This is a genomic window from Mesorhizobium sp. M0189 (assembly GCF_040322135.1).
Lineage (GTDB): Bacteria > Pseudomonadota > Alphaproteobacteria > Rhizobiales > Rhizobiaceae > Mesorhizobium.
The window spans coordinates 442,163-467,633 of the sequence record NZ_JAMYSW010000003.1; the positions used below are offsets into that span (position 1 = coordinate 442,163).

Annotated in this window: 28 protein-coding genes; 15 read left to right on the forward strand and 13 right to left on the reverse strand. The window is 62.3% G+C overall.

Features of this window, described 5'->3' with window-relative positions:
• Nucleotide 1: 1 nt before the first annotated feature.
• Together NKJ09_RS07955 and NKJ09_RS07960 are read left to right on the forward strand one after the other, a co-directional pair.
• The gene (locus NKJ09_RS07955; protein ID WP_023720922.1) at nucleotides 2-802 is read left to right on the forward strand and encodes an ATP-binding cassette domain-containing protein; all 801 of its coding nucleotides are present in this window, start codon (nucleotides 2-4) and stop codon (nucleotides 800-802) included.
• Nucleotides 803-931: 129 nt separating this feature from the next.
• Complete coding sequence (locus NKJ09_RS07960) at nucleotides 932-2,554, forward strand: CHASE domain-containing protein (RefSeq protein WP_352515609.1); 1,623 nt, start codon at nucleotides 932-934, stop codon at nucleotides 2,552-2,554.
• A gap of 99 nt (nucleotides 2,555-2,653) precedes the next feature.
• On the opposite strand, the gene NKJ09_RS07965 is transcribed toward NKJ09_RS07960, so the two are convergent.
• From NKJ09_RS07965 to NKJ09_RS07985, 5 genes are all read right to left on the reverse strand, one after another.
• On the reverse strand, nucleotides 2,654-2,899 hold the full coding sequence (locus NKJ09_RS07965) for a YMGG-like glycine zipper-containing protein (RefSeq protein WP_006328050.1): 246 nt from the start codon (nucleotides 2,897-2,899) through the stop codon (nucleotides 2,654-2,656).
• A 345-nt stretch (nucleotides 2,900-3,244) separates the two neighbouring features.
• A complete protein-coding gene (locus tag NKJ09_RS07970; protein WP_352494195.1) occupies nucleotides 3,245-3,415 on the reverse strand; it encodes a hypothetical protein in 171 nt (56 codons plus the stop codon).
• A 138-nt stretch (nucleotides 3,416-3,553) separates the two neighbouring features.
• A complete protein-coding gene (locus tag NKJ09_RS07975) occupies nucleotides 3,554-4,588 on the reverse strand; it encodes a sensor histidine kinase (protein ID WP_352515608.1) in 1,035 nt (344 codons plus the stop codon).
• A 190-nt stretch (nucleotides 4,589-4,778) separates the two neighbouring features.
• Nucleotides 4,779-4,943: a DUF1328 domain-containing protein gene (locus tag NKJ09_RS07980; protein WP_023678541.1), complete on the reverse strand. Its 165-nt coding sequence runs from the start codon at nucleotides 4,941-4,943 to the stop codon at nucleotides 4,779-4,781.
• 241 nt (nucleotides 4,944-5,184) lie between these two features.
• Entirely contained in the window at nucleotides 5,185-5,979 is a 795-nt protein-coding gene (locus NKJ09_RS07985; RefSeq protein WP_023678542.1) for a response regulator, read from the reverse strand.
• A 215-nt stretch (nucleotides 5,980-6,194) separates the two neighbouring features.
• Here NKJ09_RS07985 and NKJ09_RS07990 point away from each other — a divergent pair, with 215 nt between their 5' ends.
• Together NKJ09_RS07990 and NKJ09_RS07995 are read left to right on the forward strand one after the other, a co-directional pair.
• Entirely contained in the window at nucleotides 6,195-6,398 is a 204-nt protein-coding gene (locus tag NKJ09_RS07990) for a NepR family anti-sigma factor (protein WP_023720919.1), read from the forward strand.
• 3 nt (nucleotides 6,399-6,401) lie between these two features.
• Entirely contained in the window at nucleotides 6,402-6,953 is a 552-nt protein-coding gene (locus tag NKJ09_RS07995) for a sigma-70 family RNA polymerase sigma factor (protein ID WP_023678544.1), read from the forward strand.
• A gap of 31 nt (nucleotides 6,954-6,984) precedes the next feature.
• Here NKJ09_RS07995 and NKJ09_RS08000 read toward each other — a convergent pair whose 3' ends face one another.
• Nucleotides 6,985-7,353 (reverse strand): response regulator, encoded by a 369-nt coding sequence (locus NKJ09_RS08000; RefSeq protein WP_352480853.1) that lies wholly within the window; start codon nucleotides 7,351-7,353, stop codon nucleotides 6,985-6,987.
• Between the two features lie 226 nt (nucleotides 7,354-7,579).
• On the opposite strand from NKJ09_RS08000, the gene NKJ09_RS08005 reads away from it, so the two are divergent.
• Together NKJ09_RS08005 and NKJ09_RS08010 are read left to right on the forward strand one after the other, a co-directional pair.
• Nucleotides 7,580-7,906: an ElaB/YgaM/YqjD family protein gene (locus NKJ09_RS08005; protein WP_023720917.1), complete on the forward strand. Its 327-nt coding sequence runs from the start codon at nucleotides 7,580-7,582 to the stop codon at nucleotides 7,904-7,906.
• Nucleotides 7,907-7,916: 10 nt separating this feature from the next.
• On the forward strand, nucleotides 7,917-8,396 hold the full coding sequence (locus tag NKJ09_RS08010; RefSeq protein WP_352494197.1) for a hypothetical protein: 480 nt from the start codon (nucleotides 7,917-7,919) through the stop codon (nucleotides 8,394-8,396).
• A 58-nt stretch (nucleotides 8,397-8,454) separates the two neighbouring features.
• Here NKJ09_RS08010 and NKJ09_RS08015 read toward each other — a convergent pair whose 3' ends face one another.
• Nucleotides 8,455-9,981 carry a sensor histidine kinase gene (locus NKJ09_RS08015; protein ID WP_352494198.1) on the reverse strand — a complete coding sequence of 509 codons (1,527 nt, stop codon included), beginning with the start codon at nucleotides 9,979-9,981 and terminating at the stop codon, nucleotides 8,455-8,457.
• Between the two features lie 146 nt (nucleotides 9,982-10,127).
• On the opposite strand from NKJ09_RS08015, the gene NKJ09_RS08020 reads away from it, so the two are divergent.
• Entirely contained in the window at nucleotides 10,128-10,301 is a 174-nt protein-coding gene (locus tag NKJ09_RS08020) for a hypothetical protein (RefSeq protein ID WP_023720914.1), read from the forward strand.
• Nucleotides 10,302-10,360: 59 nt separating this feature from the next.
• On the opposite strand, the gene NKJ09_RS08025 is transcribed toward NKJ09_RS08020, so the two are convergent.
• Nucleotides 10,361-11,281, reverse strand: a complete 921-nt coding sequence (locus NKJ09_RS08025; RefSeq protein WP_352494199.1) for a diacylglycerol/lipid kinase family protein — start codon at nucleotides 11,279-11,281, stop codon at nucleotides 10,361-10,363.
• A gap of 252 nt (nucleotides 11,282-11,533) precedes the next feature.
• On the opposite strand from NKJ09_RS08025, the gene NKJ09_RS08030 reads away from it, so the two are divergent.
• A complete protein-coding gene (locus NKJ09_RS08030; protein ID WP_352494200.1) occupies nucleotides 11,534-12,877 on the forward strand; it encodes a PRC-barrel domain-containing protein in 1,344 nt (447 codons plus the stop codon).
• Nucleotides 12,878-12,928: 51 nt separating this feature from the next.
• Here the strand turns inward: NKJ09_RS08030 and NKJ09_RS08035 are convergent, their stop codons facing one another.
• Nucleotides 12,929-14,497, reverse strand: a complete 1,569-nt coding sequence (locus NKJ09_RS08035; protein WP_023720911.1) for an alkaline phosphatase family protein — start codon at nucleotides 14,495-14,497, stop codon at nucleotides 12,929-12,931.
• A 219-nt stretch (nucleotides 14,498-14,716) separates the two neighbouring features.
• Between NKJ09_RS08035 and NKJ09_RS08040 the strand changes: the two genes are divergently transcribed.
• The 4 genes from NKJ09_RS08040 (at nucleotide 14,717) to NKJ09_RS08055 (ending at nucleotide 17,832) form a co-directional block, all read left to right on the forward strand.
• Complete coding sequence (locus NKJ09_RS08040; RefSeq protein WP_352494201.1) at nucleotides 14,717-15,649, forward strand: VOC family protein; 933 nt, start codon at nucleotides 14,717-14,719, stop codon at nucleotides 15,647-15,649.
• Between the two features lie 10 nt (nucleotides 15,650-15,659).
• Entirely contained in the window at nucleotides 15,660-16,295 is a 636-nt protein-coding gene (locus tag NKJ09_RS08045) for an alpha/beta hydrolase (RefSeq protein WP_352480848.1), read from the forward strand.
• Nucleotides 16,288-16,587: a GNAT family N-acetyltransferase gene (locus tag NKJ09_RS08050; RefSeq protein WP_352476216.1), complete on the forward strand. Its 300-nt coding sequence runs from the start codon at nucleotides 16,288-16,290 to the stop codon at nucleotides 16,585-16,587. The genes NKJ09_RS08045 and NKJ09_RS08050 overlap by 8 nt, the downstream gene beginning before the upstream one ends.
• A 186-nt stretch (nucleotides 16,588-16,773) precedes the next feature.
• Nucleotides 16,774-17,832, forward strand: coding sequence for a dipeptidase (locus NKJ09_RS08055; RefSeq protein ID WP_352480847.1), 1,059 nt, complete (start codon nucleotides 16,774-16,776; stop codon nucleotides 17,830-17,832).
• Between the two features lie 88 nt (nucleotides 17,833-17,920).
• Here the strand turns inward: NKJ09_RS08055 and NKJ09_RS08060 are convergent, their stop codons facing one another.
• From NKJ09_RS08060 to NKJ09_RS08075, 4 genes are read right to left on the reverse strand one after another with little or no spacing between them, the layout of a single operon-like run.
• Nucleotides 17,921-18,181 carry a hypothetical protein gene (locus tag NKJ09_RS08060; RefSeq protein ID WP_023720906.1) on the reverse strand — a complete coding sequence of 87 codons (261 nt, stop codon included), beginning with the start codon at nucleotides 18,179-18,181 and terminating at the stop codon, nucleotides 17,921-17,923.
• Nucleotides 18,182-18,183: 2 nt separating this feature from the next.
• Nucleotides 18,184-19,416 carry an aminomethyl transferase family protein gene (locus NKJ09_RS08065; RefSeq protein WP_352762578.1) on the reverse strand — a complete coding sequence of 411 codons (1,233 nt, stop codon included), beginning with the start codon at nucleotides 19,414-19,416 and terminating at the stop codon, nucleotides 18,184-18,186.
• A gap of 52 nt (nucleotides 19,417-19,468) precedes the next feature.
• Nucleotides 19,469-21,043: a phytoene desaturase family protein gene (locus NKJ09_RS08070; protein ID WP_352480845.1), complete on the reverse strand. Its 1,575-nt coding sequence runs from the start codon at nucleotides 21,041-21,043 to the stop codon at nucleotides 19,469-19,471.
• The gene (locus tag NKJ09_RS08075; RefSeq protein ID WP_352494202.1) at nucleotides 21,030-22,649 is read right to left on the reverse strand and encodes a phytoene desaturase family protein; all 1,620 of its coding nucleotides are present in this window, start codon (nucleotides 22,647-22,649) and stop codon (nucleotides 21,030-21,032) included. The genes NKJ09_RS08070 and NKJ09_RS08075 overlap by 14 nt, the downstream gene beginning before the upstream one ends.
• A 186-nt stretch (nucleotides 22,650-22,835) precedes the next feature.
• Here NKJ09_RS08075 and NKJ09_RS08080 point away from each other — a divergent pair, with 186 nt between their 5' ends.
• From NKJ09_RS08080 to NKJ09_RS08090, 3 genes are read left to right on the forward strand one after another with little or no spacing between them, the layout of a single operon-like run.
• The gene (locus NKJ09_RS08080; protein WP_352480844.1) at nucleotides 22,836-23,630 is read left to right on the forward strand and encodes a methyltransferase domain-containing protein; all 795 of its coding nucleotides are present in this window, start codon (nucleotides 22,836-22,838) and stop codon (nucleotides 23,628-23,630) included.
• Nucleotides 23,631-23,636: 6 nt separating this feature from the next.
• On the forward strand, nucleotides 23,637-24,353 hold the full coding sequence (gene betI, locus NKJ09_RS08085; protein WP_502896875.1) for a transcriptional regulator BetI: 717 nt from the start codon (nucleotides 23,637-23,639) through the stop codon (nucleotides 24,351-24,353).
• A gap of 26 nt (nucleotides 24,354-24,379) precedes the next feature.
• The gene (locus NKJ09_RS08090; RefSeq protein WP_352480842.1) at nucleotides 24,380-25,468 is read left to right on the forward strand and encodes an ABC transporter substrate-binding protein; all 1,089 of its coding nucleotides are present in this window, start codon (nucleotides 24,380-24,382) and stop codon (nucleotides 25,466-25,468) included.
• Nucleotides 25,469-25,471 lie beyond the last annotated feature (3 nt).

The window sequence follows — 25,471 nt, forward strand, 5'->3', positions numbered from 1 at the left end:
CATGGCAGACAGGACCGCTCCCACGGGCACGCCGCTGATCGACATGCGCAACATCTCGATCGCCTTCGGCGGCATTCGCGCCGTCGACGATGCCTCGGTCGATCTTTTTCCGGGCGAGGTGATGGCTTTGCTCGGCCATAACGGTGCCGGCAAATCGACGTTGATAAAAATCCTGTCCGGCGCCTACAAGCGCGATGCGGGCCAGATTTTCGTCAACGGCGAGGAGGCTTCGATCTCCAATCCCCGCGACGCCAAGAAGTACGGTATCGAGACGATCTACCAGACGCTGGCGCTGGCCGATAATGTCGACGCGGCTGCCAACCTGTTTCTCGGCCGTGAGCTGATGACCGGCTGGGGTACGCTCGACGACGTCGCCATGGAGGCTGAGGCGCGCAAGGTGATGGGCAGGCTCAATCCGCGCTTCCAACGCTTCAAGGAGCCGGTGGTAAAGCTTTCGGGCGGCCAGCGGCAGTCGGTTGCGATCGCCCGCGCCATCCTGTTCAACGCCCGCATCCTGATCATGGACGAGCCGACAGCGGCACTCGGGCCGCAGGAGACGGCACAGGTCGGCGAACTGGTCAGGCAGCTCAAGGCCGACGGCATCGGCATCTTCCTGATCAGCCATGACATCCATGACGTGTTCGAGCTTGCCGACCGCGTCTGCGTCATGAAGAACGGTCGGGTTGTCGGCACGGCGCGCACGACCGATGTCACCCAGGACGAGGTGCTCGGCATGATCATCCTCGGCAAGTGCCCGCCCGGCGCCATCCCAGGGCCGGGCGCCCTGAAGATCGCGGCCTGAACGAGAATTAGCCGGCTAATCACAAGTCGCCAAAATGTGCCAGCAGTCACCATGCTTTGGCCTCCCCATTGTGTTGGCGTCGGGAGTTGCCCATAAAGATGCCGAACCGTCCACGGGACGTATCGGCAATTGAAGAAACTCTTTCCGACCGTAGCTTTCATCGCCGTCGCGCTGATCAGCCTGACGATGGCGGGTTTTGCCTATTTTGCCACCCAGGAAGCCGCCCGTATAAAATTCGAGGCGACGGCGGACGACGCGCTTAACCGGATCGAAAGCCGCATCGACCTGGACCTGTCGCTGCTGCGCTCAACCCGGGCATTGTTCGATGCGCGCAATGGCGGTATCTCGCAAGGCGAGTTCAAGGCTTTCTTCAACGCGCTCGACATCGACAATAATTTCGCCGGCCTGCGCGGCATCGGCTTCCTCCGCCTGGCGAAAACTGAAAACGAGGCGGCGGTCGAGCGCGATATCCTGCACGATCACGGCGCAAGCCATCCAATCTATCCCGACACGAACTTGCCGTGGCGTACGCCCATCGTGCTGTTCGAGCCGCTGGACCCGTCCAATAAATCCAGCATCGGTTATGATATGTTCGCCGGGCCGGTGCGGCGCGAGGCGATCGAAAAGGCGATGGTCGACGACCAGCTGCACGCCAGCGGGCTCGTGCAGCTCGGCAAGGATACGGGTGCCGCGCAGACCTTCACCGGGTTCCTCGTCTTCGTCCGGCTCAATGTCGAAACCGCGCCGGACGCCGTCAACGCATCGAGATCTTCGACTGCCGGCTTCCTCTATGCGGCCTTCCGCTCCCGGGACCTGTTCCAGGCTGCGCTCAGCCGGGCACCTCTGTTGCCGGTCAACACCGAAATCTATGACGGCGCTGTGAACAGTGACAACCTGCTGTTCCAGTCGGAAACGCCGCCTGTTTCAGCCCTTGGCGACAGGCTGCTGATCACCCGCAAGATCACCGTTGCCGGTCGGCCGTGGGTCGTCCTGTTCAGGCCGACAAGTGCTTTCTCGCAACCTTCCTCGCGTGCCATTCCGGTGATGCTCGGATTGTTCGGGCTACTGCTTGCGGGCGCCATCGCGCTGGTGGCCCGCTATCAGGAGCGGGCCTATGAGGCGGTCTCGCTGCTTCACGAAACGACCGAAAAGAGCCTGCTGGAAAAAGACCTGATGCTGCAGGAGATGAAGCATCGCATCAAGAACTCGATCACGCGGGTGCTGGCAATCGCGCGCCAGACAGCATCGCACACCGCCGACGTCCAAGAGTTCTCGGCATCATTTTCGGCTCGGCTGCAGGCGATGGCGGCTTCCCAGGACATGCTGACGCGCTCACGCTGGCAGAAAGCCGATCTCGGCGACCTGCTGCGCATCGAGCTTGGCCAGGTGTTCGGAAGCGAGCTTCCTGACGGGCTGTTGTCGGGACCGGAGGTTCTTCTCGACGAAAAGACGACGCAGGCACTCGGCCTCGTCTTTCACGAACTGGCGACGAATGCGCTGAAGCATGGCGAAACCGGCAATTCAGTCGGTGCGCTCAAGGTCGACTGGTCGCTCGAAGGCCGCGGCGGAGCCCGGACATTGGCTCTCAACTGGCGCGAGGCCGGGCAGAGGAAGCTCGAGACACCGGCGAAGAGCGGTTTCGGCACCAGACTGATCGATCTCAACGTCACACGCGAGTTGCGTGGCACAATCAGGCGCGATTTTCACGAAAACGGCTTGAACGTGGAAATCAAGGTTCCGCTGCCGGCTTGAAACGCCGTCTCGTGAGCCGCATCGCGACAGCGCTTTGGAAGTGCAAACGCGGAGACAGGTGGTCTGCCTCCGCGTTTGCTGTTCGCCTGGAACTCGAAACTAGTTGCAGCGAGCTGTGTAGATCCGGCCGTGACGATCTCTGTATTGGCAGTAGCCATTTTGCAGGCGGCGAACCAGCAGACCGCCAATCGCACCAGCGCCAGCGCCGATCAAAGCGCCCTTGCCGCCGCCAACAGCGCCACCAATAAGCGCGCCGCCCACAGTGCCGATACCCACGTTCTCTTCCGTGGTGGTGCAGCCGCTGACCGCAACCACGGCAACCATGGCAATAATCATCTTCCGCATGGAGTCATCCTCACTTTGTCCTCACTTTAACAAGCTCCAGCCGCCATCTAGCATGAAAGTGCGGCCTCTGCGCGCACGATTTCATTGTTGATTAAGATAGTCTTTTCGGACGTGCGCCGTTCGATGCTACCACGAACTCGGAAATCTCCAAGGACGCATCGAGCGTGGCGTCGGGATGCACATTCCAGACAATCCTGTCATAGCCGTCCTCGAGCGCAGGATCGACGGCAAGACATTTGGCGCCGACATGTTGGGCTTGGCCCTGCCGGTCGATGACCGCGAACGGGGGCGCGCCGCCGTGCACTCGGCCGCGGTTTCAAAGGAATCAAGCAGAGGCGAGCTCGATCAGATCAACTGGGACGCGGCGGTCAGGACGATCGCGGCCATAAGCGCAAAGGCGGCGAAGCGAAGGGGCAAAGCACGAGGCGCGGGCGCTGCGGACACGTCGGGATCCTGAAAACCGCCCATCGAGACGCGAGCGGCCTGTTCCAGTCTGTTCAAGTCGGCAGCCGTCAAGGCCCATTCCTTTCATATTGTGCCAAACTCAATCAATGTCCGCTGAATCGGCACGTTCGGACAGGATCGGACTTTATGGTGAACAGTCGGTTAAGGCGGGGTGATGCAGCCAGCCTTCTTCCTGCGGCCGCCGTTCGTTCAATCCGTCTCGAAATTGCCGTGAGGAACGACAAGACGGTATTCGAGGCGGTTCCCGGTGATCTCAAGTGTCGCCGTTCCATTCAACGAAGTGGGCACGACGCGTTCAAGTGCGACGCTGCCAAAACGCTTCTCGCTGCGTTGATTGTCGTTGGCTCCGATCACTTCGGCCCATGTCAGCGACAGCGCAGGCTCGCCAGCGGAAGCGGCCGTCAGATCGGCCGTCACCTCGACGAAACCATCGCTGCGCGACAGCGCGCCATAGCTGACCGAATTGACGGCGAGCTCATGCATGGCCAAGCCGATGTGCAAGGCAGCATTGGGATTGAGATATGGATTTGCGCCGCGGAAACGCAGGCTGTGCATGGGGTCCGCGCCGTACCTTCCGACCTGACCGGAAACCAGCTCGCGCAGCGCCGCTCCCCGCCAGTTGGATGACGTAACTAGGTCCTGCGAGGAGGCCAGCGACTGCAATCGGCCCCGGAAACGCGTCAGGAAATCGTCAATGCTGCCGGAATAACGCCCCGTCTGGGTGGCGATGCTCTGGATGATGGCCAAAAGGTTCTTGGAGCGGTGACTGACCTCGCGCAGCAGCGCCTTCAGCGTCTGCTCCCGGCGTTTCTGCTCGGTTGTTTCGACCATGGTGGTCACGACGCCCTGCACCGCGCCGGTCTCGCTGCGGTCGGCGTCGATCCATACCTGAAACCAGCGGGCGCCATCATCGGCCGGCACGCTGAGTTCGAGATGTTGAGGATTGCCGGAGACGATGACGTCGTGCTTGGCGGCGCCGATACGCTCTGCCTGCGCCGGCGGCAAGATGCCGTTGTTGTCGGAGGCATCAGAGGTCCATGGTGCGCGCATGTTGCGCGCCCACACCGTCTTCATCTCGCGATCCTGGTATAGAACGGAAATCCCGGCATTGTGCAAGGCGTGGAGAAGGGCTCGGCCAAGCTGCATTCCGCTTTCGGCGGGATGCAGAGCGATGATCTCATCCCTCTGGCCGCGGTCTTTCATTTTTCCGACTCTGGAACGCATCGGTAATTTGCTCAACCCACGTCGGGCTGAACGGCTCACGGAAAAATGGGTTCCAAAAGGAGGAGCTTCGGATCGAGCCCTAAAAAGCGGTCCGCCGAGCGGCATCCCGTCGGAGGACACTGCCCGGCGGTGGCTGGAAACCGTTTGAGGGGTGCGGCTTCCAGTGTTCGCTTGAATGGCCGCTTGGCATTCACGCCCGTCTGATCAGGCCGGCAATAAGCGATATGATCAGGAAGGCGAGAAAGATGAAGAACAATATCTGCGCTATGCCGGCCGAAGTGCCAGCGATGCCGCCGAAACCAAGCGCACCGGCGATGATCGCCACGACGAGAAATACGAGCGCCCAGTAAAGCATGATCCATCTCCTTCCAATGCTGCGGTGAAAACGTGATTCGCCTCCGTTTGTTCCACCATTTCCCGAAAAAGACGATGCTGAAAATCGTTACGGCCCGAATTGCTGCGGTGTGTGCGAAAAGGTTCTCGTCAGGTTCGGCAGCAGTTGGCTGTCGTGTGTTAAGTCGGCGTCACGCCCCCATCCGGTCCAAGGGGAGTGGCTATCCCACACCCTGGCGGCCGCAACTCGGTCGCCAGCTGTTTTATGCCGCGGCCTTCGCGTGCCGGTCAAAGAACAGGGCCTGGCTGATAAGAGCCTTGACCATATCCGGGTTGAATGGCTTGGTGACGAGGAAAGCCGGTTCCGGCCGCTCGCCGGTGAGCAACCGCTCGGGAAAGGCGGTGATGAAGATCACCGGCACCGAGGTGGACGACAGGATTTCATTGACGGCCGCGATGCCCGAACTGCCGTCGGCGAGCTGAATATCGGCAAGCACCATCTTTGGCCGCGCCTTGCCGAACATCGCCACCGCCTCCGCGTGGGTGCGCGCTGTTCCGACGACGCGGTGGCCGAGGCTTTCGACCATTTCCTCGATATCCATGGCGATCAGCGGCTCATCCTCGATGATCAGCACGTCGGTTGCCACCTGACGGGAGATCTCGTTGCTCGCCTGAGCGAGAAGTTCTGAGAATTCCTGTTCGTCGACGTCGAGAATCTCCGCCGCCTCGTCTTCGCTGAAGCCTTCGACGGCGACCAGCAGAAAGGCCTGGCGGGGACGAGGCGCGATTGCATTCAGATTGGCCGCGGCGCGCTGCTCCCATGCCGATTGGGCATGCTCCTGCGGAACGCGAATGGCCACCGAGGTGAAGAGCTTGGCAAAGACCTTGTAGAGTGCGATGCGGTCGTTCGATGCGTCCGGAAAGATATCGACATCGGCAATGATGGCCTCGAGCATTGCGGCGACCAACGCGTCGCCGCTCTCCTGCGATCCGGATACCGCGCGCGAGAAGCGGCGCAGGAACGGCAGGTGCGGAGCGATGGTTGCTGATAGGCTCATATCGGACGTCTCCCTCATATGACGTGATTACATGTTACAGCTAAAAACGGTTCGCAAGCCCAAAGTTAAAAACGCGGGTTGTGCGAAAAAGTTCCGGTCATGCGGAACTAAGTATGCGGGCTGGCGTTTAGGGCGGGGTTGGGCAACCAGACGAGGCTGCCGCTTGCCTTGCGTTATGTGTTGAAGGGCGGCTTAAGGCTGGGACAAAGGGCGAAATGAAGAACATGACGAAAGCTACCACGGCTGGCGTTGGCAACGGGCGCCGGGCTGCTTCCCGCGACCCGCTTGGGCCGAACTCGGAAATCGGCCGCAAACTCAAACAATATTACGACGAGCTGGTCTCCGACAATGTGCCGGATCGCTTCGCACAACTGCTCAGCCAGTTGGAAAAGGCCGAACCTGTACAGAAGAAGGACTGAGGCATGGCGGCCGTCTCCCAGGGCTTCAAGACCGACTTGCTCGGCTCGATCCCGAGCCTGCGGGCTTTTGCCGTGTCGCTGACGCAAAATGCCGACAAGGCCGACGACCTGGTGCAGGAAACATTAGTCAAGGCCTGGGACAAGCATGAAAGCTTCCAGCCCGGCACCAATCTGAAGGCATGGCTGTTCACGATCTTGCGCAACGAATTCTATTCGCAGATGCGCAAGCGCGGCCGCGAGGTGCAGGACAGCGATGGCGTCATGACGGCCAGACTTGCCGTTCATCCGGCCCAGCACGGCCAGCTTGACCTCGAAGACTTTCGCGGCGCGCTCGAGTTGCTGCCCGAAGACCAGCGCGAAGCCATTATCCTCATCGGCGCATCGGGCTTCTCCTACGAGGAAGCGGCCGAGATCTGCGGCTGCGCCGTCGGAACGATCAAGAGCCGCGTCAGCCGCGCCCGCACGCGGCTGCAGGAAATCTTGAAGATCTCCGGTGAAGACGAGTATGGCCCGGACGCAATTTCGGCTCAGGTAACGGGGTCGACGGCAGCGTGAAGCGTGGGCGTGTTCGAGCCGCTCCGCGCCCTCAGCGCCTGCAGGCCGCTGCCACTGCCTCGACGAGATCGTCTCCCGAATAGGGCTTGGTGACCAGTCTGACGCCGGGAAAGGATTTCTTGATCTCGTCCATATCCGACTGGCCCGAGGCGAAGACGAACGGGATGCCAGCTTCACGCAGCCGTGAAGCAAATTGAAGCGTCGAAACGCCGCTCAGCATGAGGTCGACGATGGCCACGTCGAACTGCGCGGCAACGTCTTGCTGTTCGATCTCAGTCAGATCACGGGCGATGACCACATCGAGCGCGCCGTAGTCGCGACAAAGCTGCTCGATATCCATGGCAATCAGGAACTCATCTTCCAGGATAAGAATCCGCAAACCGTCAAGCGATGGGCCCACGCAGCAATATCTCCTTAAATGCGCCTCTATCTTCAAACCGGGGAAGTCATGATCGCTATTTGGCATGCTGTCATTTAAAAAAGACATGCCGGCGGATGCGTCGGCCGCGGCCCTTGCAAGGCATTTGCAACGAGCGCTGCCGGAGATAGGGTTAGAAGAGGTTCGTGCCGGAACCTTGGGGTCTGTTGGGCGTTTTCGACCGAGCAAAAGCAAGGAGAGTGAAGCAATGGCGACTGCCGCAGGAAAGGCCGCGAACGAAGCCCGCACGAATTCCGATATTGAGGCCGACATCGCACAACTGAAGGCCGACATCGACCAACTTACCAAGCTGTTGGCCAAAACTGGCGAACATGGCTACGGGGCTGCGCGGCGCGCCGCCGCCGAGGGCGTCGAGCAGTTGCGAACCCAGGGCGAAGCAGCCTTCGACAGCCTGCGCAGCAACGCCAAAGACATCGAGGCGCAGCTGATAGCCCATATGCGCGAAAAGCCTGTGACTTCGCTGGCGATCGCCGCAGGCGTCGGGTTCCTCTTCGCACTCCTCGCGCGCCGCTAGTTCTGCACGCATGGGAATGCTTGCATCGCTGATCTCGGGCCTCGCCTCGGGCGAAACCATTGCGGCGATACAACGCGCGCGCGTCGCTGCGATGGTCTATTCGGTCGCAGCACTCGCGGCGCTGTGCGGCCTCGGCTTCCTAGTCGGGGCAGCCTATATCTGGACGGCGGCCCGCTATGGACCGATGGCAGCGTCGTTGAGCTTCGGGATCGGCTTTCTGGCAATCGCCGGTCTCATCCTGCTCGTCTACCGGATGTCGGCCGGCTCGCGCGCCAGACGCCGGGCGAAGCGACGCAACGCCGACATGAAGGCGGTCGGCATCGCCGCAGCACTCGCCGTGCTGCCGGCGCTGCTCACGGGCAAAGGTGGCGTGGCGAAGGGCGGATTGGGCGCCATTCTCGGCCCGGCGATAGCACTCGCAGCCTACGCCATCTACCGCGAGAACGTGAAGCCCGACTCCGACGATCCGGATACCGGCAAAGGGAAATAGTTCGGAAGCGGATAGTTCGGCCCAAACGATTCTGGCGCCCGGTCGAAAAATCCTCGCGTCACAAATCGTCGAGCGGCATCGATATTTCGGCGATTACGCCGTCGGGCCGGAATTCATGGGTCACCTCGCTGGAAATGACCTTGGCCAGGCTGCGGCGAATCAGGATCGAGCCGAAGCCATGGCGTTCGGGCGGCGCAACCCGCGGGCCGCCGCTTTCACGCCAAGCCAGCAACAGACGTCGTGCACCCTTCCTGCCTTGCACCTTCCAATCGAGATCGACCTTTCCGGAAGAAACCGAGAGCGCCCCATGTTGTAGTGCGTTACTTGCCAGTTCATGCAGGATCAGGCCGAGTCCGACTGCCTGGTCGGGTGAGAGCAGGACATCGGTGCCGGAGATCGCCATGCGCGATTGTCCAGCGGTTTGAAACGGCTTTACTTCGATCTCCACCAGCTCCCGGATGCCGATGCCGCGCCACTCGCGGTCCGACAGCAGGCTGTGCGCAACGCCCAGCGCCTGCAGCCTGGCGCTGAAAGCTTCAAGGAATTCGCTTGGCTGACGGGCATGGCGAACGGTCTGCGTCGCCAGCGCCTGTACGGTTGCCAAAGTGTTCTTGACGCGGTGATTGAGCTCGCGCAGCAACAGCCGTTGACGTTCTTCGCCAAGCTTGCGTTCGGTGATGTCGTAGTTGACGCCGAAGATCAGCGTCGGCTTGCCCTCGCCGTCGCGCTCTATGACGCGGCCGCGCGTTGCGATCCATCGCGGCGGATCGAGGCCTTTGACACGGTATTCGCCAAAATAATCGTCGCTGCCGGTCAGCGCGTCGCGAAAGCGTGTTTCGGTCTGATGAACGTCGCGCGGGTCGATGGCGGTCAGGATGTCGCGCGCTCTCAGCCTGTTCGACTTGGGCAAGTTGAACAATTCGGACAGCAGGACATCGCAGTCGATCATGTCGCTGCGGATATCCCATGCCCAACTGGCGAGCGAAGCTGCATCGAGCGCAATAGCGCGCCGCTTTTCCTCTCGAGCCAGTGCGGCCTCGGCAATCGCTGCGCTGCGGGTTGCATCCTTCAGCGTGAACAGGCTCGCGGCGAGGCCAGCTAGCGCCGACAGTTGGTCGATCTGGACAGAAGAGGGACGTGCGTGCGGCTTCCGGTCGAGCACGCAGAGCGTGCCGATCAGTGCGCCGTCGACTACGATCGGCACGCCGGCGTAAAAGCGGATATGATGCTCGCCGGTGACCAGCGGATTGGCTTTGAACCGCGGATCCGTCGCCGCGTCGGCCACCACCATCGGCACGTCCCCGGCTGCGATGGTATAGGCGCAGAACGATGTCTCGGTTGCGGTTTCGGTCTCGTCGAGGCCGATACAGGACTTGAACCACTGCCGCTCGGCATCGACCAGCGTGATCAGTGCGACAGGCGTTTGCATCGCCGAAGCGGCAAGACCGCTGATACGGTCGAAATCAGGGTCGGCAGCCGTATCCAGCGCGTCGAGGCCGTGCAGCACGGCAAGGCGGTCCGCAGCGCCCACCACACGGCGAATATCGACCGGCAGGCCCGGCTTTGTCTGGCTATTGTCGTCCACTACGCCCCCAGTGGCCGGCCCCGCTGATTGATCAGGCCAACCGGCCCGTTTGCCGCCTTGTCGAGCCGGAACTTTCGCAGCGGGGAGCCGTTACCAGCCAATGCCCCGCTAGCTCCGCCTGCCGGCGCCAAATATGGAGCCAGACCATGCCAAAAATCGTTCCTGAAAACAAAGCCCGTCAAGGGCGGCGGGGTCAGCATGTCCTTCGTATCCTGATCGCCGCGCTGTTGCTGGCTTTTATCGCCTGGGGCGTCGCCGAAATCTACGGCTGGATGATCGAGACGCCTAAGACCGAGCAGGGCAACACACCCAGCGGCTAGACTCTCTCCATCTCTCGTGCCAACCCGCATCACGCAACCCCACATCACGCTACCTCACGTCAGGCAACCTTTGCCTCGGCGGCGCGCGCCGGGACGAGAACATTCAACGCGCGCGGATGGATTTCGACGGTCGTCTCGCGATCGAGCTTTACGAGTTCGCCGTCCATGACGGCCTGAACTTTCCTGTTCGTCGAATGGATTTTCAAAACGGCGCGGTTTGCCTGATGGATTTCGACATGCTCGTTGCCGCGCCATTTCCCACGGGCGACGTCAAAGAGGAACCTGATCAATTCGCCGCGCCGCCGTGCCACGGTGACATAGATGCCCAGCACGCCGCCTGCCGGATCGTCGGCATAGGGCAGGTGGCCCTCGCCGAACAGATTGTTGGTGATGCCGATACCGGTGATCCGGGTTCTGATCTCGGCCTCACCGACCGTCAGCGTTACGTTCATCGCCGGTGGATTGTTGATCGTTGCCCAAGCGGCTCGCACCGAGGCACGCATCTTCCCCAGCCGCGAGCCGAATTCCATCTTCTGGCGCAGTTGCACCATCCTGGCGTGCATGCCGATCGAGAATTGATGCACGAAAGGCCGGCCGTTGGCTGTTGCAATGTCAATCGCCATCACCTCGCCGTCCGCAAACGATTTCAGTGCCGCATCGAGGGTCTGCGGAATACCGAGGCCGCGCGCAAAAAGGTTCATTGTGCCAGCCGGCAGAATTGCCAGCGCCTTCTCCCCATTCATCAAACGGGCTGCCGCGGCCGAAATGGTGCCGTCGCCACCGCCCGCCAGCACGACGTCGATGCCGCGCCTGGAAGTTACGCCGTCCAGCGTGGCGACGATATCCTTGCCGGCGACGATTTCGATATCGATCGAGTGGCCGGCAGTCTCAAGCGTGCCGCGCATCCGGCTGGCGAAGGCCTCAAGATCGATGGTGCGCAGGGTGCCCCCGTCCTTGTTCAGCACCGCTGCAAACCGCATGGCCGTTCCATTTTCCAGCACCTATCGGGCCGGGACGGGGGCCCAGCCGGGAGTGGAACGGGGCGGCCGAGAAAATGTTCCGTTCGACCAGCGCGGCGAATCCGAGAACCATTGACATCGCACCGGGTGCACCGCGGCTTTTTTCGGAACAACAGTGTGGTCACAACGTTGTGAACATGCAGAAGACGCTGCGCCCGCAGTGACGCCAGGCGGGCAGGGCGTGCACGAAATCACCGACGAGGAGACACTAAGATGATCCGCACCCTTTTAACCACGACAGCAGTCGCAACATTGATTGCGACGGGTGCATTTGCGCAATCGGCGACGACCCCGGCGCCGGCGCAACCACCCGCCGCCCAGGATACCGCTCCGGCGATACGTGCCGAGGGCAGCCTTGTCACCAACATCATCGGCGAATCCGTCTATAATGGCACCGGCGACGATGCCCAGAATATCGGCAACATCAGCGACGTCGTCTTCGACGAGCGCGGCGAGGTAAAATCCGTCGTCATCGGCGTCGGCGGTTTTCTTGGCATAGGAACCAAGAACGTCGCTTTCGACTACAAAAAGATGCAATGGGCCGAAAGAAATGGCGACCGTTGGCTGATAGCGCAAACAACGAAGGATGAACTGACGGCTCAGCCGGATTTCGACCGGAGGCCTTACGATCCGCCGCCGCCACCAGCTTCGGCGGATAATGCGGCGCCTGCCGCCCCTTCCACCAGCGCGCAAAATACAACCCCGGCGCCTGCCGCGCCGGCTGAGCCGGTGAAGCGCGCCGAAGGCAATCTCGCCACCAATATCATCGGCGAGACCGTCTATAACGGCACCGGCGACGACGCCCAGAACATCGGCGACGTAAACGACATCGTCATCAACAAGGAAGCCAAGGCGCAATCGCTGATCATCGGTGTCGGCGGCTTCCTCGGCATCGGCGAAAAGAACGTCGCCTATGATTTCGACAAGGCACAGTGGGCCGAGAGGAACGGCGATCGCTGGCTGGTCGCGCAAACGACCAAGGAAGAGCTGCAGGCACAGCCGGACTTCAACCGCAAGGCCTATGATCCGGCCCCGGCAACCACTGCGTCGAACGATGCCGCGGCTAATGCGCCTGCCACCGTCACGCCTACCGTGACGGCCAGCACCGCGACCACCAGCAACACTGACCAAGCCAGTAAAACGGCTCAAAATGCCCCGGCGCCGGCGCCTACGGCTAATTCCGCGGCCGACCAGACCAAGACCGGCTCGATCGACAAGTCGACGCTGACTGAAATGCCGATAGGCGAAATCCGGGCCGAGGATCTGGTTGGAACAACCGTTTACGGCGCCAATGATGCCAATGTCGGCGAGATCGGCGACGTCGTGCTGAGCGGCGACAAGAAGGTCGACGCAGTCATCATCGACGTCGGCGGCTTCCTCGGCGTCGGCGAGAAGGAGGTGGCAGTCGGTATGGACAACCTGAAATTCATGACCGACAAGAACGGCAAGCGCTATCTCTACACGAACTTCACCAAGGAGCAGCTCGAGGCGCAGGCCGCCTATGACAAGGGCAGCTATGCGCAAAACCGCGACAAACAGCGCATGATCATGCGGTAAGCTGCATCTCAGTCGACAGGTAAGCCCGCGCCGGCAACGGCGCGGGCTTTCTCATGTCGACGCAAAAGGCAGGCCCGCGACATGGCCGGTAACGCCGTCATGCGTCAATTCGGCGAGCGCCAGCGACTGGTCGAGATGCTCGGCCCGCCAGGCAAGGAGCTTTTCGGCAAGTTCCAGCCGCGCCGGCCGATAGGCTGGGTCGTCCGCGACGCTGGTCACCTCGCCGGCGTCTTTCTCGAGGTCGAAGAGCAAGGGCGGCAGGCCACCGCCGAAATGCACATATTTGTACTTTTCCGTACGGATGACGGCGAGATTGCACTGGCGTTGACCGATGCCAAAATACCGTTCGGCATCACCATCCGCGATCGAGCGGAAATCGAACTCCCAATGGGCCGCGTCGCGCCAGGCGTCCGGCTCCGTCGCGTCCAGGAAAGGCGCCAGCGAGCGGCCGTCGAGATGCGGCAGCACTTCGCCGCCAGTGAGCTCGAGCAAGGTCGGCGCCAAATCCACCGCCTCGGTGAAGCGGTCGACGCTGCTGCCGACAGCCTTTCGGCGGCGCGGATCGCGAATGATCAGCGGAATATGGAAGCTGCCGTCGAAGAAGCCGCCCTTGCCCAGCATGAAATGGTCGCCCATCATCTCGGCGTGGTCGGAGGTCAGCACGATGACGGTGTCGTCCCATGCATCGGCCGCCTTGACTGCTTGCCAGACCCGGCCAAGCTGCGCATCGCTCTCCGAGATCATGCCGTAATAAAGCGCCCGGATGCGGCGAAAATTATCGTCGCCCCAGTCGCGCACCTTGCCCTCCGAGCCGGGCCGGAATTTCGACCGTTCCTGCCGGTCAAGTTCATAGGCGAGATAAGGGTGGCTTGCTGCTTCGGCCTGCCAGCTTTCGGCGCGGTCAAAAGCTGGACCGATGGCCAGATCGTACATGGCGTTGTAAGGCGCCGGCACGATGAAGGGTGGGTGAGGACTGATGAAGGAAAGGTGCGCGAACCACGGCGCATCGCGCTCCTGTTCGCCGAGCCAGCGGATAAATTCGCCGGCCAGGAAGGCCGACGGCGTTTCGTCCTTCGAATAGACGGGCGGGGCGTTGCTAACCCCGCCGTCGTTTTCCGGGATTTCACCCACCGGGAGATGGATGTCGGGGGAGCCGGCGCCGGCATCGACGCCGCGCGCCTTGAGCCATGACAGCCAAGGCTTCTGGTGCTCGGGCAGAAGCTGACGTACGGTGAAGCCGGGCAGCACGCCTTCATAGCTCTTCAGCTGCGGGTCGCCAGGCGCCAGCGTACGCGGATCGCGTGCCATATCAGTATAGCCGAACAGCGTCGGTTCATAGCCGAGGGCACGCGCCCGGAGCGCTATGTTGCCGTGGCGGGCGTCGAGCGGTGTGCCATTGCGGCAGACACGATTGTTCATCTGGTAGAGGCCGGTGTAGAGGCAGGCGCGAGCCGGCGAGCAAGGCGCGGCGCCGCCATAGTGCTTCTTGAAAAGAATGCCCTCTGCAGCCAACGCGTCGGCATTCGGCGTTCTTACCACCTTGTGGCCAGCAGCCGATAGGCAGTCGCCGCGCCACTGGTCGCAGGTGATCAGGAGAATGTTGGGGCGTTTTCCAATCAACCGCTATATCCTCATGCCGGCTACGTCGCTCATGGAGCGCAATTTCGGCGAATATGCAAGCCGGTCCAGTTTGACGAATGGTGAACAAAACCTGTTTGATCGTTCACTTTAACAGCACAGTCCATTCTGTGTTTGCCATCTTTGCAGCCAGGAGCCGGATCCTCATATTTGCGTGGACAGCGGCAAGGGCCGCACCAGTACAAGGGAAGGAGCAGAAACATGCTCGACCAGGTCAAGGGCCTGCATCACGTCACCTCGATGGCCAGCGACGCGCGCCAGAACAATGAATTCTTCACCGGGACGCTCGGCCTGCGGCGGGTCAAGAAAACCGTCAATTTCGACGCGCCCGACGTCTACCACCTCTATTACGGCGACGAGGTCGGCATGCCCGGCTCGGTGATGACCTATTTCCCCTTCCCCAACATCGGCAAGGGCCGCCATGGAGTCGGCGAAGTCGGCACAACCACTTACTCGGTGCCCGAGGGCACGCTCGGCTATTGGGAGAAACGGTTTGCCGAGCAAGGTGTCACAGGGCTTTCTCGCGAGGAGACGTTCGGCGAGAAGCGTCTTGCCTTCGCCGGTCCCGACGGCGACGGTTTTGCGCTGGTCGAGGACAGAGCGGACAGCCGAGCGCCCTGGGCCAAGGGTGGCATTCCCACTGACGAGGCGATCCGCGGCTTTCACTCAGTGTCGCTCAGGCTGAAAGATGGTGGCGCCACCGAAGAGCTGCTGAAATTCATGGGTTATGAGGAGGTCGACAAGTCCGGCAATGTCAGGCGGCTAACGGTGAAGAACGGCAACGGCGCCGATGTCGTCGATATCGAATCGCTGCCAGGGGCCGGCTTCGCCAATCTCGGCGCCGGCTCGGTCCACCATGTCGCCTTCGCCGTCGAGAACCGCGCCAAGCAGCTCGAAGTGCGCAAGGCGCTGCTCGATACCGGTTATCAGGTGACGCCGGTAATCGACCGCGACTATTTCTGGGCGATCTACTTCCGCACACCGGGCGGCGTGCTGTTCGAAGTCGCTACCAACGAGCCCGGCTTCGACCGCGACGAGGACACCGCCCATCTTGGTGAGGCGCTGAAGCTGCCGTCACAACACCAGCATTTGCGGCCCTATCTCGAGCAGCATCTGCAGAAACTGGAAGACTGAGGGCAACGTCGTGAGTAAGGATTCGTATATTCACAAGGTGCTGCCCGGTTCGCCTGATGGACCGCTGCTCTTCGTCTTCCATGGCACCGGCGGCGACGAGGCCCAGCTTCTGTCGCTTGGACGCGATCTTGTGCCGCAAGCGACGATCGTCGCTCCGCGCGGCGATGTTTCGGAACAAGACGCTGCACGCTTCTTTCGCCGCGCCGGCGAGGGCGTCTACGACATGGGCGACCTCACGCGAGCGACAGAGAAGATGGCCGGCTTCGTCAAGGCACATGTCGAGGCGGCAAAGCCATCTTCGGTGCTCGGCCTCGGTTACTCCAACGGCGCCAACATCCTGGCCTCGGTGCTGTTTGCCGAGCCGTCGCTGTTCGACGCAACGGTGCTGATGCATCCGCTGATCCCGTTCGAGCCGGAGGTCAAGGGCAGCCTTGGCGGCAGTCACATCCTGGTCACCGCCGGCAGGCGGGACCCGGTCTGTCCGCCTAATTTGACGGTGCGGCTCGAAGCCTATTTGCGCGCCGATGGCGCCGATGTCACAGTCGAGTGGCATGACGGCGGCCATGAGGTGCGGCCGAGCGAGATCGAGGCGGCGCGGCGGTTGTTCGCCGTGGCGCCGGACGAAAGGACCGCAAGCCATGTCTGACCTATTGCCGGAGATCGAACTGGAGGACCGCGGCTCGAAGGGCCGCTATCTCCTGCGTGGGCCGGGCGGCGCCGAGGCGGAGATGACTTTCACCAAGATCGGCGAGCACCAGATCATCATCGACCATACCGAAGTGCCGGATGCATTTCGCGGCCAGGGCGCGGGGCTTCGCCTGGTCACCCGTGCCGTCGAGGATGCGCGTGCGGCGGGCAAAACGATCATCCCGCTTTGCCCGTTCGCCAATGCCCAGTTCCGTCGCCATCCGGAATGGGCGGACGTGCTGAAGCGGTAAGAGACAGCCATCGATGAATGACAGGAGAAAGGGTGCGCGGCTTTACCGCGGGCCTCTTCGGCCATTGGAGGCGTACAAACACAGCGGCAACATGCGGGATTTGCGAAGAGCGCCCGTCTTGCCTAAGTATTGCCAACAAACCGGCTCGCCGTCTGCGGCCCGACCACTTCAACCGAATGGCCCTCCATGACCGAATCCGATCTCGTTCCCGTCTTCGACGGCCACAACGATACGCTGCTCAGGCTCTACCAGTCGAAGGATGCGGACGTCGAAAAGCTGTTCGTCGAGGGGACGCCGGGTGGCCATATCGACCTGCCGCGCGCGAAGAAAGGCGGATTTGCCGGCGGCATGTTCGCGATCTTCCCGCCGCCTGTCGAGAAATCCAAACGCGGCTCGGTGCCGCTGGCGCCGAGTGACAGCGAGCCCTTGCCGCCCGAGGTTCCGCGCGCCGATGCGCTCAACTCCACCATGGCGATGGCCTCGATCCTGTTCAGGCTGGAGCGGGCTTCGGCGCTCACCGTTTGCCGCAGCGCCGGCGACGTGAGGAAGGCGATGACGCAAGGCTCGATCGCGGCGGTGTTCCATATCGAAGGGGTCGAGGCGATCGATCCTGAGCTCACCCTGCTTGACGTCCTCCACGCAGCCGGCCTGCGTTCGCTCGGTATCGTCTGGAGCCGTCCCAATGCCTTCGGCCACGGCGTGCCGTTCCGTTTTCCGTCGTCGCCCGATACAGGGCCAGGGCTGACCGATGCCGGCAAGGCGCTGGTGAAAGCCTGCAACCAGCTGAAGATCATGATCGATCTTTCGCATCTCAACGAAAAAGGTTTTCGCGACGTCGTCGAAATCAGCGATGCACCGCTGGTCGCGACCCACTCCAACGTGCACGCGATTTGCGGCCATTCGCGCAACCTCACCGAATGGCAGCTCGGCGCAATCCGCGACTCGGGCGGCATGGTCGGGCTGAACTTCGCCACCGGGTTCCTGCGTGAGGACGGCAGGATGAACGCCGACACCAGCCTCGACATCATGGTGCGCCATGTCGATTCGCTGCTGCAGGCGCTGGGCGAAGACGGCGTTGGCCTCGGCTCGGATTTCGACGGCGCCATGATTCCTGCCGTGATCGGCGACGTTGCCGGCCTGCCGAAGCTGCTCGACGCGTTCGCAGCACGCGGCTTCGGGCGCGCGTTGATCGAGAAGATCGCCTATCGCAATTGGCTCAGTATGCTGGAAAAGACCATCGGCTAGGGCACCCAAAAGTACGCTCCGCTCCGGTTCTCGGAACCCACAATTTTCGACTCGGCCTGACCTGAATCTCAACACGCCCCAGGGCGAGTTATTCAAAACCTATGCGTTTAAGCCAGTCCTGGCCAATGCCGCGATCGCGGATGATCGGCAGCGGATCGGTCGAGTCCAGCCTCGCACAAATGCGGTAGACCTCCAGCGTTTCAGCGCTCATCTCGCCACGTTTGTAGAAGAACATGGCCGCTGCATAGCGGGTGCGGCCCGACCATTTTTCGCCGAGCGGCGTGTTGACCAGCTGCCACTGTTCGGCGGCTTCGGCGTCATCCTCATGACGTTCGGCTTCGTCGGACATGCTCAGAAATCCGCGGGCGGATTGGCGGTGCGGCGGTCGAGCCTGACGAACGGCCGCGCCACGATTTTGGCCCGCTTCATCAGCTTCTGGTACTGCAGTTCGCGCATGGCGTAGATCTCGACCCAGAGGTCGTCGACGATGGTCTCGCCGAACGGCCGCGTCAGCGAGGCGATGGCGATGTTGCGCTTGGCCATTGGCGACCACATGGCGGCGCTGACCAGCCCGACCTCCTGGCTTTTCCTGTGGTAGACGATCGCATGCTCGGCCGGGATATTGCCCTCGATCTGCAACCCGACCAGGACATGGCGAAGACGCTTCTTCGCCCGTGCGTGGAGTATTGCGCGGCGGCCGTTGAAATGACCCTTTTCCAAGTCGACCATGAAGCCGAGGCCGATCTCGTCCGGCATGCGCAGGCGATCGGCGCGGATGGCATGCTCGGCGGTGACGAAATCTGCATTGGCGACGATCAGCCCGGCTTCGAGCCGGGCGCGGTTCAATGCGGCGTAGCCGCTGGCGCGGATGCCGCGCAGCTCGCCCGCCGTCATCAGCCGATCCCAGAGGCTGAGCGCCTTGTCCGTTTGCACGAACAACTCGTAGCCGAGATCGCCGGTGAAGCCGGTGCGCGAGATGGTGATGGTGACGCCGTCATGCGGAAACTCGGCGAGGTCGAATATTTTCAGTTTTTCTATACCTGCAAAACCTGCATCGCGCAGCACGGCAAAGGAGGTCGGGCCTTGCAAGGCGAGGCCGGCGACGGTTTCGGTCTCTTCTTCAACCGCCACGTCGAAGCCAATGGCGCTGTCCAGAAGCCACGGCAGATGCCGCTCCTGCGAGCACAGCCGGAACCGTGTCGGCGATAGCCGAAACAACGTGCCGTCGTCGAGGACAAAGCCCTGATCGTCGCACCAGGCGGTGTAGTTGACGCGGCCGGGCTTCAGCCTAGTCACGTCGCGCAATGTCAGGCGGTCGAGGAAGGTCTCGGCATCCGGTCCCTCGATGCGGTACTTCGTCATCGGCGAGATGTCGAACAGAGCGGCCTGGCTGCGGATGGCGAAATATTCGAGATCCTCGTCCCATAGGGAATGTGGGGCGCGATAGCCGGCCCAATTGTACCAGTCGTTCGTCTTCGCCAGCGCATCAATGCGCGCCTGGAACGGCGTGTCGAGGCGCAAACTGCGGAAATGGGATTGTGCCGCGATGCGGGCATCGGATGGGCCAATGGGCTGATGGTTCATCACGGCGTTCTTTCGCCGTGGAGCACGGTCTTGGCTCGTTGCACCATGACAGCTACCCCCTCACCGTAATGATGCGCCTTGCGGCATTCAGGCCCGGCACGCCGGAGACCCCGCCGCCCGGATGCGAGCCGGCGCCTGCAAGGAACAGCCCGTCCACCGGCGTGTCGTAGCCGGACCAGCCGGAGATCGGCCGTGACATCAGCATCTGGTCGGCCTGCAGTTCGCCGTGGTGCCAGTGCCCACCCGGCATCCGGTAGCGCGCCTCGATGTCGGCCGGCGTCAGCAGGTCGGCATGGAGCACGCTGCCGCCGATTCCCGGCGCATAAGCCTCGAGTTCAGCCATCAAGACTTTGAGGAATTTCGGCTTGCCGACGCTCCAGCCCTCTTTCAAGGCATAGGGGGCGTATTGCACCACCGCGGACAGCACGCAGGCCCCCTCGGGCGCGAGCGAGGCGTCCGACAGCGAGGGCAGCGTGATCTCCATCACCGGTTCGGGTGAGAACTCGCCATATTTCGACGGGTTGAAGGCGCGCTCGACATGATCGGTCGAGGGCGCGATGACGAGACGGCCACGGTGGCCGGCGGCATCGACGCCGACGAATTGCGGTGGCTGGTCGAGCGCCAGATTGAGCTTCGCAGCATCGCCCTTCATGCGGATATTGCCGACCTTGCGAACGAAGCCGGTGTCGACTTCACGCGGGCCGACAAGGTCGACCATGGTCGTCGCCGGGTTGATGGCGGACACGACCGTTGTCGCGCGGATTTCCTCGCCGCTGTCGAGCAGCACGCCGACGGCGCGGCCCTTCTCGACGATAATCTTTGCCACCGGCGTCGCGGTGCGGATGGTCACGCCGGCCTGTTGCGCCGATGCGCGAATGGCGGCTATGACGGCGCCCATGCCGCCCTTCGGCAGCATCTGCGCGCCGGCGGAACCGCCGGTCTCGCCGGCCAGGCGGTAATAGAGACCGAGCAGCGAGGTCGGCGAGCGCGGGCCAAGATGGCTGCCGAGCGTAGCGTCGAAGGCAAGCAGGCCCTTCAGCCGGTCGTCGGCAAGCTGCTCGTCGAGCAGGTCGGCAACGTTCATCAACAGCACGCGCAGGAAATCGCGCATGTCCTCCTTGCCAAGCTTCTTCAGCGCCAGTCCGGTTTGGCCGAGCGCTGCCGTGTTGGCGAGCGACATGGCGCCGAGATCGGGCGGCCGGCGTGACAAGAACAGCTTCAGGATGCCGGCGTAGCGCAGCAGCTGTGCCCGCAACTCCTTCCAGGCGGACTGCTCGGCAGGACTGGTGCCGGTCAGCACCTCGCCATAGGCGCCATGCAGGAAAAGCGGCGGACCGCTTTTCGCCAGCACCACCGACGGCGCGAAGTCGCCGCGTGCGACCTGCAGCCCGTGCTTCTCCAGCTCCAATACCTTCACCACATCGGGGTGCAGCCGGTTCAGCAGATGGGCGATCGACGAAACACGAAATCCGGGCGCGAATTCCTCCGTGCGCGCGGCGCCGCCGACCTCGCCGGCGGCTTCCAGCACCAGCACCTTGCGGCCGCTCTTCGCCAGAACGGCGGCGGCGACGAGGCCATTATGGCCGCCGCCGATGACGACAACATCCCATTTGTCAGATGACGTCATGGGCCGGGCTCATATGCTGATTTGGCTTGGCGAGATCACGCAGGATCTCGGCGGCGGCATTGCGGCCCGGCGCGCCCATGACGCCGCCACCGGGATGGGTCGAGGAGCCGCAAATGTAGAGTCCATCGACCGGCGAGCGGTATTGTGCGTAGCCCGGCACGGGGCGGTTGAACAACAACTGGTCGAAGGTCAATTCACCCTGGAAGATATTGCCTTCGGTGAGGCCGACCTCGGCCTCGATCTCGCGCGGCGTGCGCACTTCCATGTGGACGATGCGGTCGCGGAAGCCCGGCGAATAGTCCGATATCTGCGCGATCACGCTTTCGGCAAAGCCGTCGCGGTCGGCGTCGGTCCAGCCGCGGCCGTCCACCTTCGGTGGCGCATATTGCACGAAGCAGCTCATGAAATGCTTGCCGGGTGGAGCCATGGTCGGGTCGAGCGTCGTCGGGATCACCATGTCGAGGAAAGGATCGGCCGACCAGCGCCCGGCCTTCCAGTCGTCATAGGCACGCTCCATGCGCTCGATCGAATCGGTGAAATGCATGTCGCCACAATAGACGGGCGAATCCTTCGGCAGCGCCGGGAATTCCGGCAGTGAATCGAGCGCGATGTTGACCTTGCCTGACGAGCCGCGGATCTTGAAATTCCTGACCCGGCGCAGGAAAATCTCGGGCAATTCCTTTTCCTCGACCAGCTTGAGGAAGGTGCGCTTCACGTCGGCGTTGGAAACCACGAGCTTGCCGTATATTTCCTCGCCGCCGGCCAGCACCACGCCATTGGCCTTGCCGCGCCGGATCAGCACATGGTCGACCTCGGCGCCGGTACGGATGGTGCCGCCCGAAGCCTGGAAGGATGCGGCGAGCGCCTCGGTGACCGCGCCCATGCCGCCGCGCGCATAGCCCCAGGCGCCGACCGAGCCGTCGACCTCGCCCATATAATGATGCAGCAGGACATAGGCGGTGCCGGGCGACATCGGCCCGAGCGCGGTGCCGATGATGCCGGACAAAGCGAAATTCGCCTTGATCACGTCGGTCTCGAAATATTCGTCGAGAAAGTCGGAGATCGACATGGTCCAGAAGCGCAGCGTCAGCGCCATTTCCTCCGCAGTGAGCCCCGTGAACTTCTTGCCGAGATAGAGCAGTTCGCCAAGGTCGCGCGGCCGCAGGCTGGTCGGGTCGGGCGCCGTGCGCATCAGCAGCGGCTGGATGAAGCGGCACTGCCGCGTCACGTCGCGGGCATAACGATCATAGGCCTCGGCATCGCGTTTGGAGAACCGCGCGAATTCGCGCCGGTGGGCATCGTGGTCGCGGTAGTTGGCGAGATAGTCGCCATCGCGGGTGAACACCGCGCCGCCCTCATAGGAGATCACCTGCAGGCCGAAGCGCGGCAGCTCGAGGTCGCGCATGATCTCCGGGCGGAACAGCGAGCAGACATAGGAGCAGTTGGAATAGAGGAAGCCGGGCGTCAGCTCGCGGCTGGTGGCGGCACCACCGACCCAGTCGTTCTTCTCGACGACCAGCACGTCGAGCCCGGCACGCTGCAGGTAGCAGGCATTGACCAGCCCGTTATGCCCGCCGCCGATGACGATCGCGTCCCAGCTCTTCACTTTGGCCCAGCCTTCATCGTGCCCGACCTTCTTTTCGTGTGATGCGCCCCCAATAAGCCGAATTTCGCACGAAGACGGTCATCCTGTCCAGCCATATTGAATGAATGTTCAACAAATGATGTTGCGTTTTCGTGTTTATGCGCTAGGCTTTGGCTCATTCGAGGATAGCCTTGGGACCAGGGTTTGATGATCGAAACGGCAGAGGCCGAACCGGAGTATGACGACACCGCCATCCGCTTCCTCGAGGCGCTGTGGGGCGACGGCTATTTGTCGCCGGGTGGGCCAGAAGAGGTCGACCGGGTCGTCGAAGGGCTGTCGCTTGCGGGCAAGACAGTCCTGGACATGGGCTGCGGTTCCGGCGGCATCACGCTGCATCTCATCGAGCGTCACCGCGCGGCCCACCTCACAGGCTTCGACGTCGAACGGCCCGTGATCGAGACGGCCAGGAAGCGGGCCGCTGCGCGCGGGCTCGCGCGTCGCGCCGATTTCATCCAGGCGGCGCCAGGACCGCTGCCTTTTGCCGACGGTGCCTTCGACGTCGTATTTTCCAAGGACGCGCTGCTGCACGTGGCGAACAAGGATGCATTGTTCGCCGAGATATTCCGCGTCCTGAAGCCTGGCGGCGTCTTTGCCGCGTCGAACTGGATGATCTCGCATGATGGCGAGCCGTCGCCCGAGATGAAGGCCTATGTCGCCGCTGAAGGCCTGTCCTTCGCCATGGCATCGCCGGCCCGCTATGTGCAGGCGATGCGCCAGGCCGGCTTTGCCGACATCACCGTGCGCGACCGCAATCCCTGGTATCGCGAGATCGCGGGGGAGGAGCTGAACCGCTTGAAGGGGCCGCTCTACCCGGTGGTCGCGGCTGCCGTCGGCGCGGCCTATGTCGACAAGAATATACGAACCTGGGAAGCCATGCAGAAGGTGCTTGACACAGGCGAGCACCGTCCCACTCATCTTCGCGGCCGAAAGCCGGTTGGCTAGCCGGCGATGCTGGAGACCATCAATCCCATGAAGACAACAGAGGCGCGCGAAGCCCTCCTCGAGGCGACGCGAAAGAGCGACACCGAAAAGCGTGGCCGCAAGGCGTCGAAAGAGACCAGGCAGCTTCAACTGATCGAAGCGACGATCGATTCACTGGCCAAGCGCGGCTATTCGGATACGACGATGGCCGACGTTGCCGACGGTGCCGGCCTGTCGCGCGGCATCGTCAATTTCCATTTCGAAAGCAAGGAGAAGCTGCTCGTCGCGACTTTGCAATACATGTATGACGAGTATTCGGCGCATTGGCGCAGCGCCTTGCAGAAGGCCGGCGATGATCCCGCCCGCCAGTTGCAGGCATTGGTCGCGGCCGATTTCGACCGCTCGATCTGCAACAAGCGCAAGCTGGCGGCCTGGTGTGCGTTCTGGGGCGAAGCCAAATCGCGGCCGACCTATCAGGCGCTGAGCAGCGCACGCGACGCCGTCTATCAGAACATCTTTATCGACCTTTGCGCGACGCTCAAGCAGAGCGGCGGCTATTCTTATGAGCCGCAGGTGATAGCGCTGGCGCTCAGCGCCATGCTGGAGGGACTGTGGCTGCGGCTGATGATGGGCACCGAAGACACCACGCGCGAGACTGCGCTGCAGGCCGCGAACGCGTTCCTGTCCGCGGCATTTCCCAAGCATTATCCGTGGCCGACAGCCGGCGGTGCCAAGCCGGCGTGAAACAATCAAAAGAGGATGGAACAGCAATGAAGACAATGACGCGACGCCCGACGCTGACATTGACGCTGACATTGGCATTGGCCGGAGCGCTCGCCGCTTCGGCGGCGGCGCTGGCTGCGGACAGGGATCTCGTCGTGTTCGACTGGTCTGGCTACGAGGAGCCCGGCTTCCATCCGAAATATGTCGAAAAGAACGGCGATTCGCCGACTTTCACCTTCTTCGGCGACGAGGACGAGGCGTTCGAAAAGGTCCGCTCCGGTTTCAAGGCCGATCTTGGCCATCCCTGCTCGCAAAGCGTGGTGAAATGGCGCGAGGCCGGCCTGCTGCAGCCGCTCGACACCTCGAAGATATCAGGCTGGAAAGACCTCAATCCCGGCATAATGGCGATGAAGGATCTCGCCACCACCGCCGACGGCAAGGCCTGGTTCATGCCTTGGGACTGGGGCAACACGCAGCTGACCTACAATTCCGACAAGATCGATGCGAAGGACGTGCAGTCGTTGAAGGCCTTCGCCGATCCGAAGTTCAAGGGCCGGGTTTCCGTCGGTGACAATGTCGACGACGCCTACGCGCTGGCCAGTCTCGCCATCGGCCTGAAGGACTGGACCAAGATGACGGATGACCAGTTCAAACAGGCATCAGGCTTCCTGCGCCAGGTGCACAAAAACGTCCGCTCCTACTGGACCGACTCAACCGATATCGTGCAGCTGTTGAGCGGCGGCGAGGTCGATCTCGCATGGGCCTGGAACGACGCGACGGTGCAGTCTGTCGCCGCCGGCGTGCCGATCAAGGCCAAGAAGGACACCGACGAGGGCATTTCGACCTGGGTCTGCGGCTATGTGCTGTTCAAGGATGCGCCCGGCAATGCCGACAAGGCCTATGATTATCTCAACGCCGTCAACGATCCGGAAGTCGCCAAGGTCCTGGTCAAGGACTGGGGCTACGGCCAGGCCAATGCCAATGGCATGGCCGGCGTCGACCAGGTGGTGCTAAAGGAGAAAGGCTATGACGACGTGCAGAAGTTCGTCGACAAGACGCTGTTCCAGTCGCCGGTTCCATCCGATCTCAAGCTCAAGATGATCGCCGAGTTCGAGAAGATCAAAGCCGGCTATTGAGCT

Excerpts from the sequence above, each read along its gene's own strand:
- NKJ09_RS07995 (WP_023678544.1), top strand. The coding sequence starts at position 6,402 with ATGGCGGCCGTCTCCCAGGGCTTCAAGACCGACTTGCTCGGCTCGATC.
- NKJ09_RS07955 (WP_023720922.1), top strand. The coding sequence starts at position 2 with ATGGCAGACAGGACCGCTCCCACGGGCACGCCGCTGATCGACATGCGC.
- NKJ09_RS07965 (WP_006328050.1), bottom strand. The coding sequence starts at position 2,899 with ATGCGGAAGATGATTATTGCCATGGTTGCCGTGGTTGCGGTCAGCGGC.
- NKJ09_RS08080 (WP_352480844.1), top strand. The coding sequence starts at position 22,836 with ATGATCGAAACGGCAGAGGCCGAACCGGAGTATGACGACACCGCCATC.
- NKJ09_RS07990 (WP_023720919.1), top strand. The coding sequence starts at position 6,195 with ATGAAGAACATGACGAAAGCTACCACGGCTGGCGTTGGCAACGGGCGC.
- NKJ09_RS08025 (WP_352494199.1), bottom strand. The coding sequence starts at position 11,281 with ATGCGGTTTGCAGCGGTGCTGAACAAGGACGGGGGCACCCTGCGCACC.
- NKJ09_RS08005 (WP_023720917.1), top strand. The coding sequence starts at position 7,580 with ATGGCGACTGCCGCAGGAAAGGCCGCGAACGAAGCCCGCACGAATTCC.
- NKJ09_RS08040 (WP_352494201.1), top strand. The coding sequence starts at position 14,717 with ATGCTCGACCAGGTCAAGGGCCTGCATCACGTCACCTCGATGGCCAGC.
- NKJ09_RS08055 (WP_352480847.1), top strand. The coding sequence starts at position 16,774 with ATGACCGAATCCGATCTCGTTCCCGTCTTCGACGGCCACAACGATACG.
- NKJ09_RS07980 (WP_023678541.1), bottom strand. The coding sequence starts at position 4,943 with ATGCTTTACTGGGCGCTCGTATTTCTCGTCGTGGCGATCATCGCCGGT.
- NKJ09_RS07975 (WP_352515608.1), bottom strand. The coding sequence starts at position 4,588 with ATGCGTTCCAGAGTCGGAAAAATGAAAGACCGCGGCCAGAGGGATGAG.
- NKJ09_RS08030 (WP_352494200.1), top strand. The coding sequence starts at position 11,534 with ATGATCCGCACCCTTTTAACCACGACAGCAGTCGCAACATTGATTGCG.
- NKJ09_RS07985 (WP_023678542.1), bottom strand. The coding sequence starts at position 5,979 with ATGAGCCTATCAGCAACCATCGCTCCGCACCTGCCGTTCCTGCGCCGC.
- NKJ09_RS08065 (WP_352762578.1), bottom strand. The coding sequence starts at position 19,416 with ATGAACCATCAGCCCATTGGCCCATCCGATGCCCGCATCGCGGCACAA.
- NKJ09_RS08010 (WP_352494197.1), top strand. The coding sequence starts at position 7,917 with ATGGGAATGCTTGCATCGCTGATCTCGGGCCTCGCCTCGGGCGAAACC.
- NKJ09_RS08060 (WP_023720906.1), bottom strand. The coding sequence starts at position 18,181 with ATGTCCGACGAAGCCGAACGTCATGAGGATGACGCCGAAGCCGCCGAA.
- NKJ09_RS08070 (WP_352480845.1), bottom strand. The coding sequence starts at position 21,043 with ATGACGTCATCTGACAAATGGGATGTTGTCGTCATCGGCGGCGGCCAT.
- NKJ09_RS08090 (WP_352480842.1), top strand. The coding sequence starts at position 24,380 with ATGAAGACAATGACGCGACGCCCGACGCTGACATTGACGCTGACATTG.
- NKJ09_RS08020 (WP_023720914.1), top strand. The coding sequence starts at position 10,128 with ATGCCAAAAATCGTTCCTGAAAACAAAGCCCGTCAAGGGCGGCGGGGT.
- betI (WP_502896875.1), top strand. The coding sequence starts at position 23,637 with ATGCTGGAGACCATCAATCCCATGAAGACAACAGAGGCGCGCGAAGCC.
- NKJ09_RS08050 (WP_352476216.1), top strand. The coding sequence starts at position 16,288 with ATGTCTGACCTATTGCCGGAGATCGAACTGGAGGACCGCGGCTCGAAG.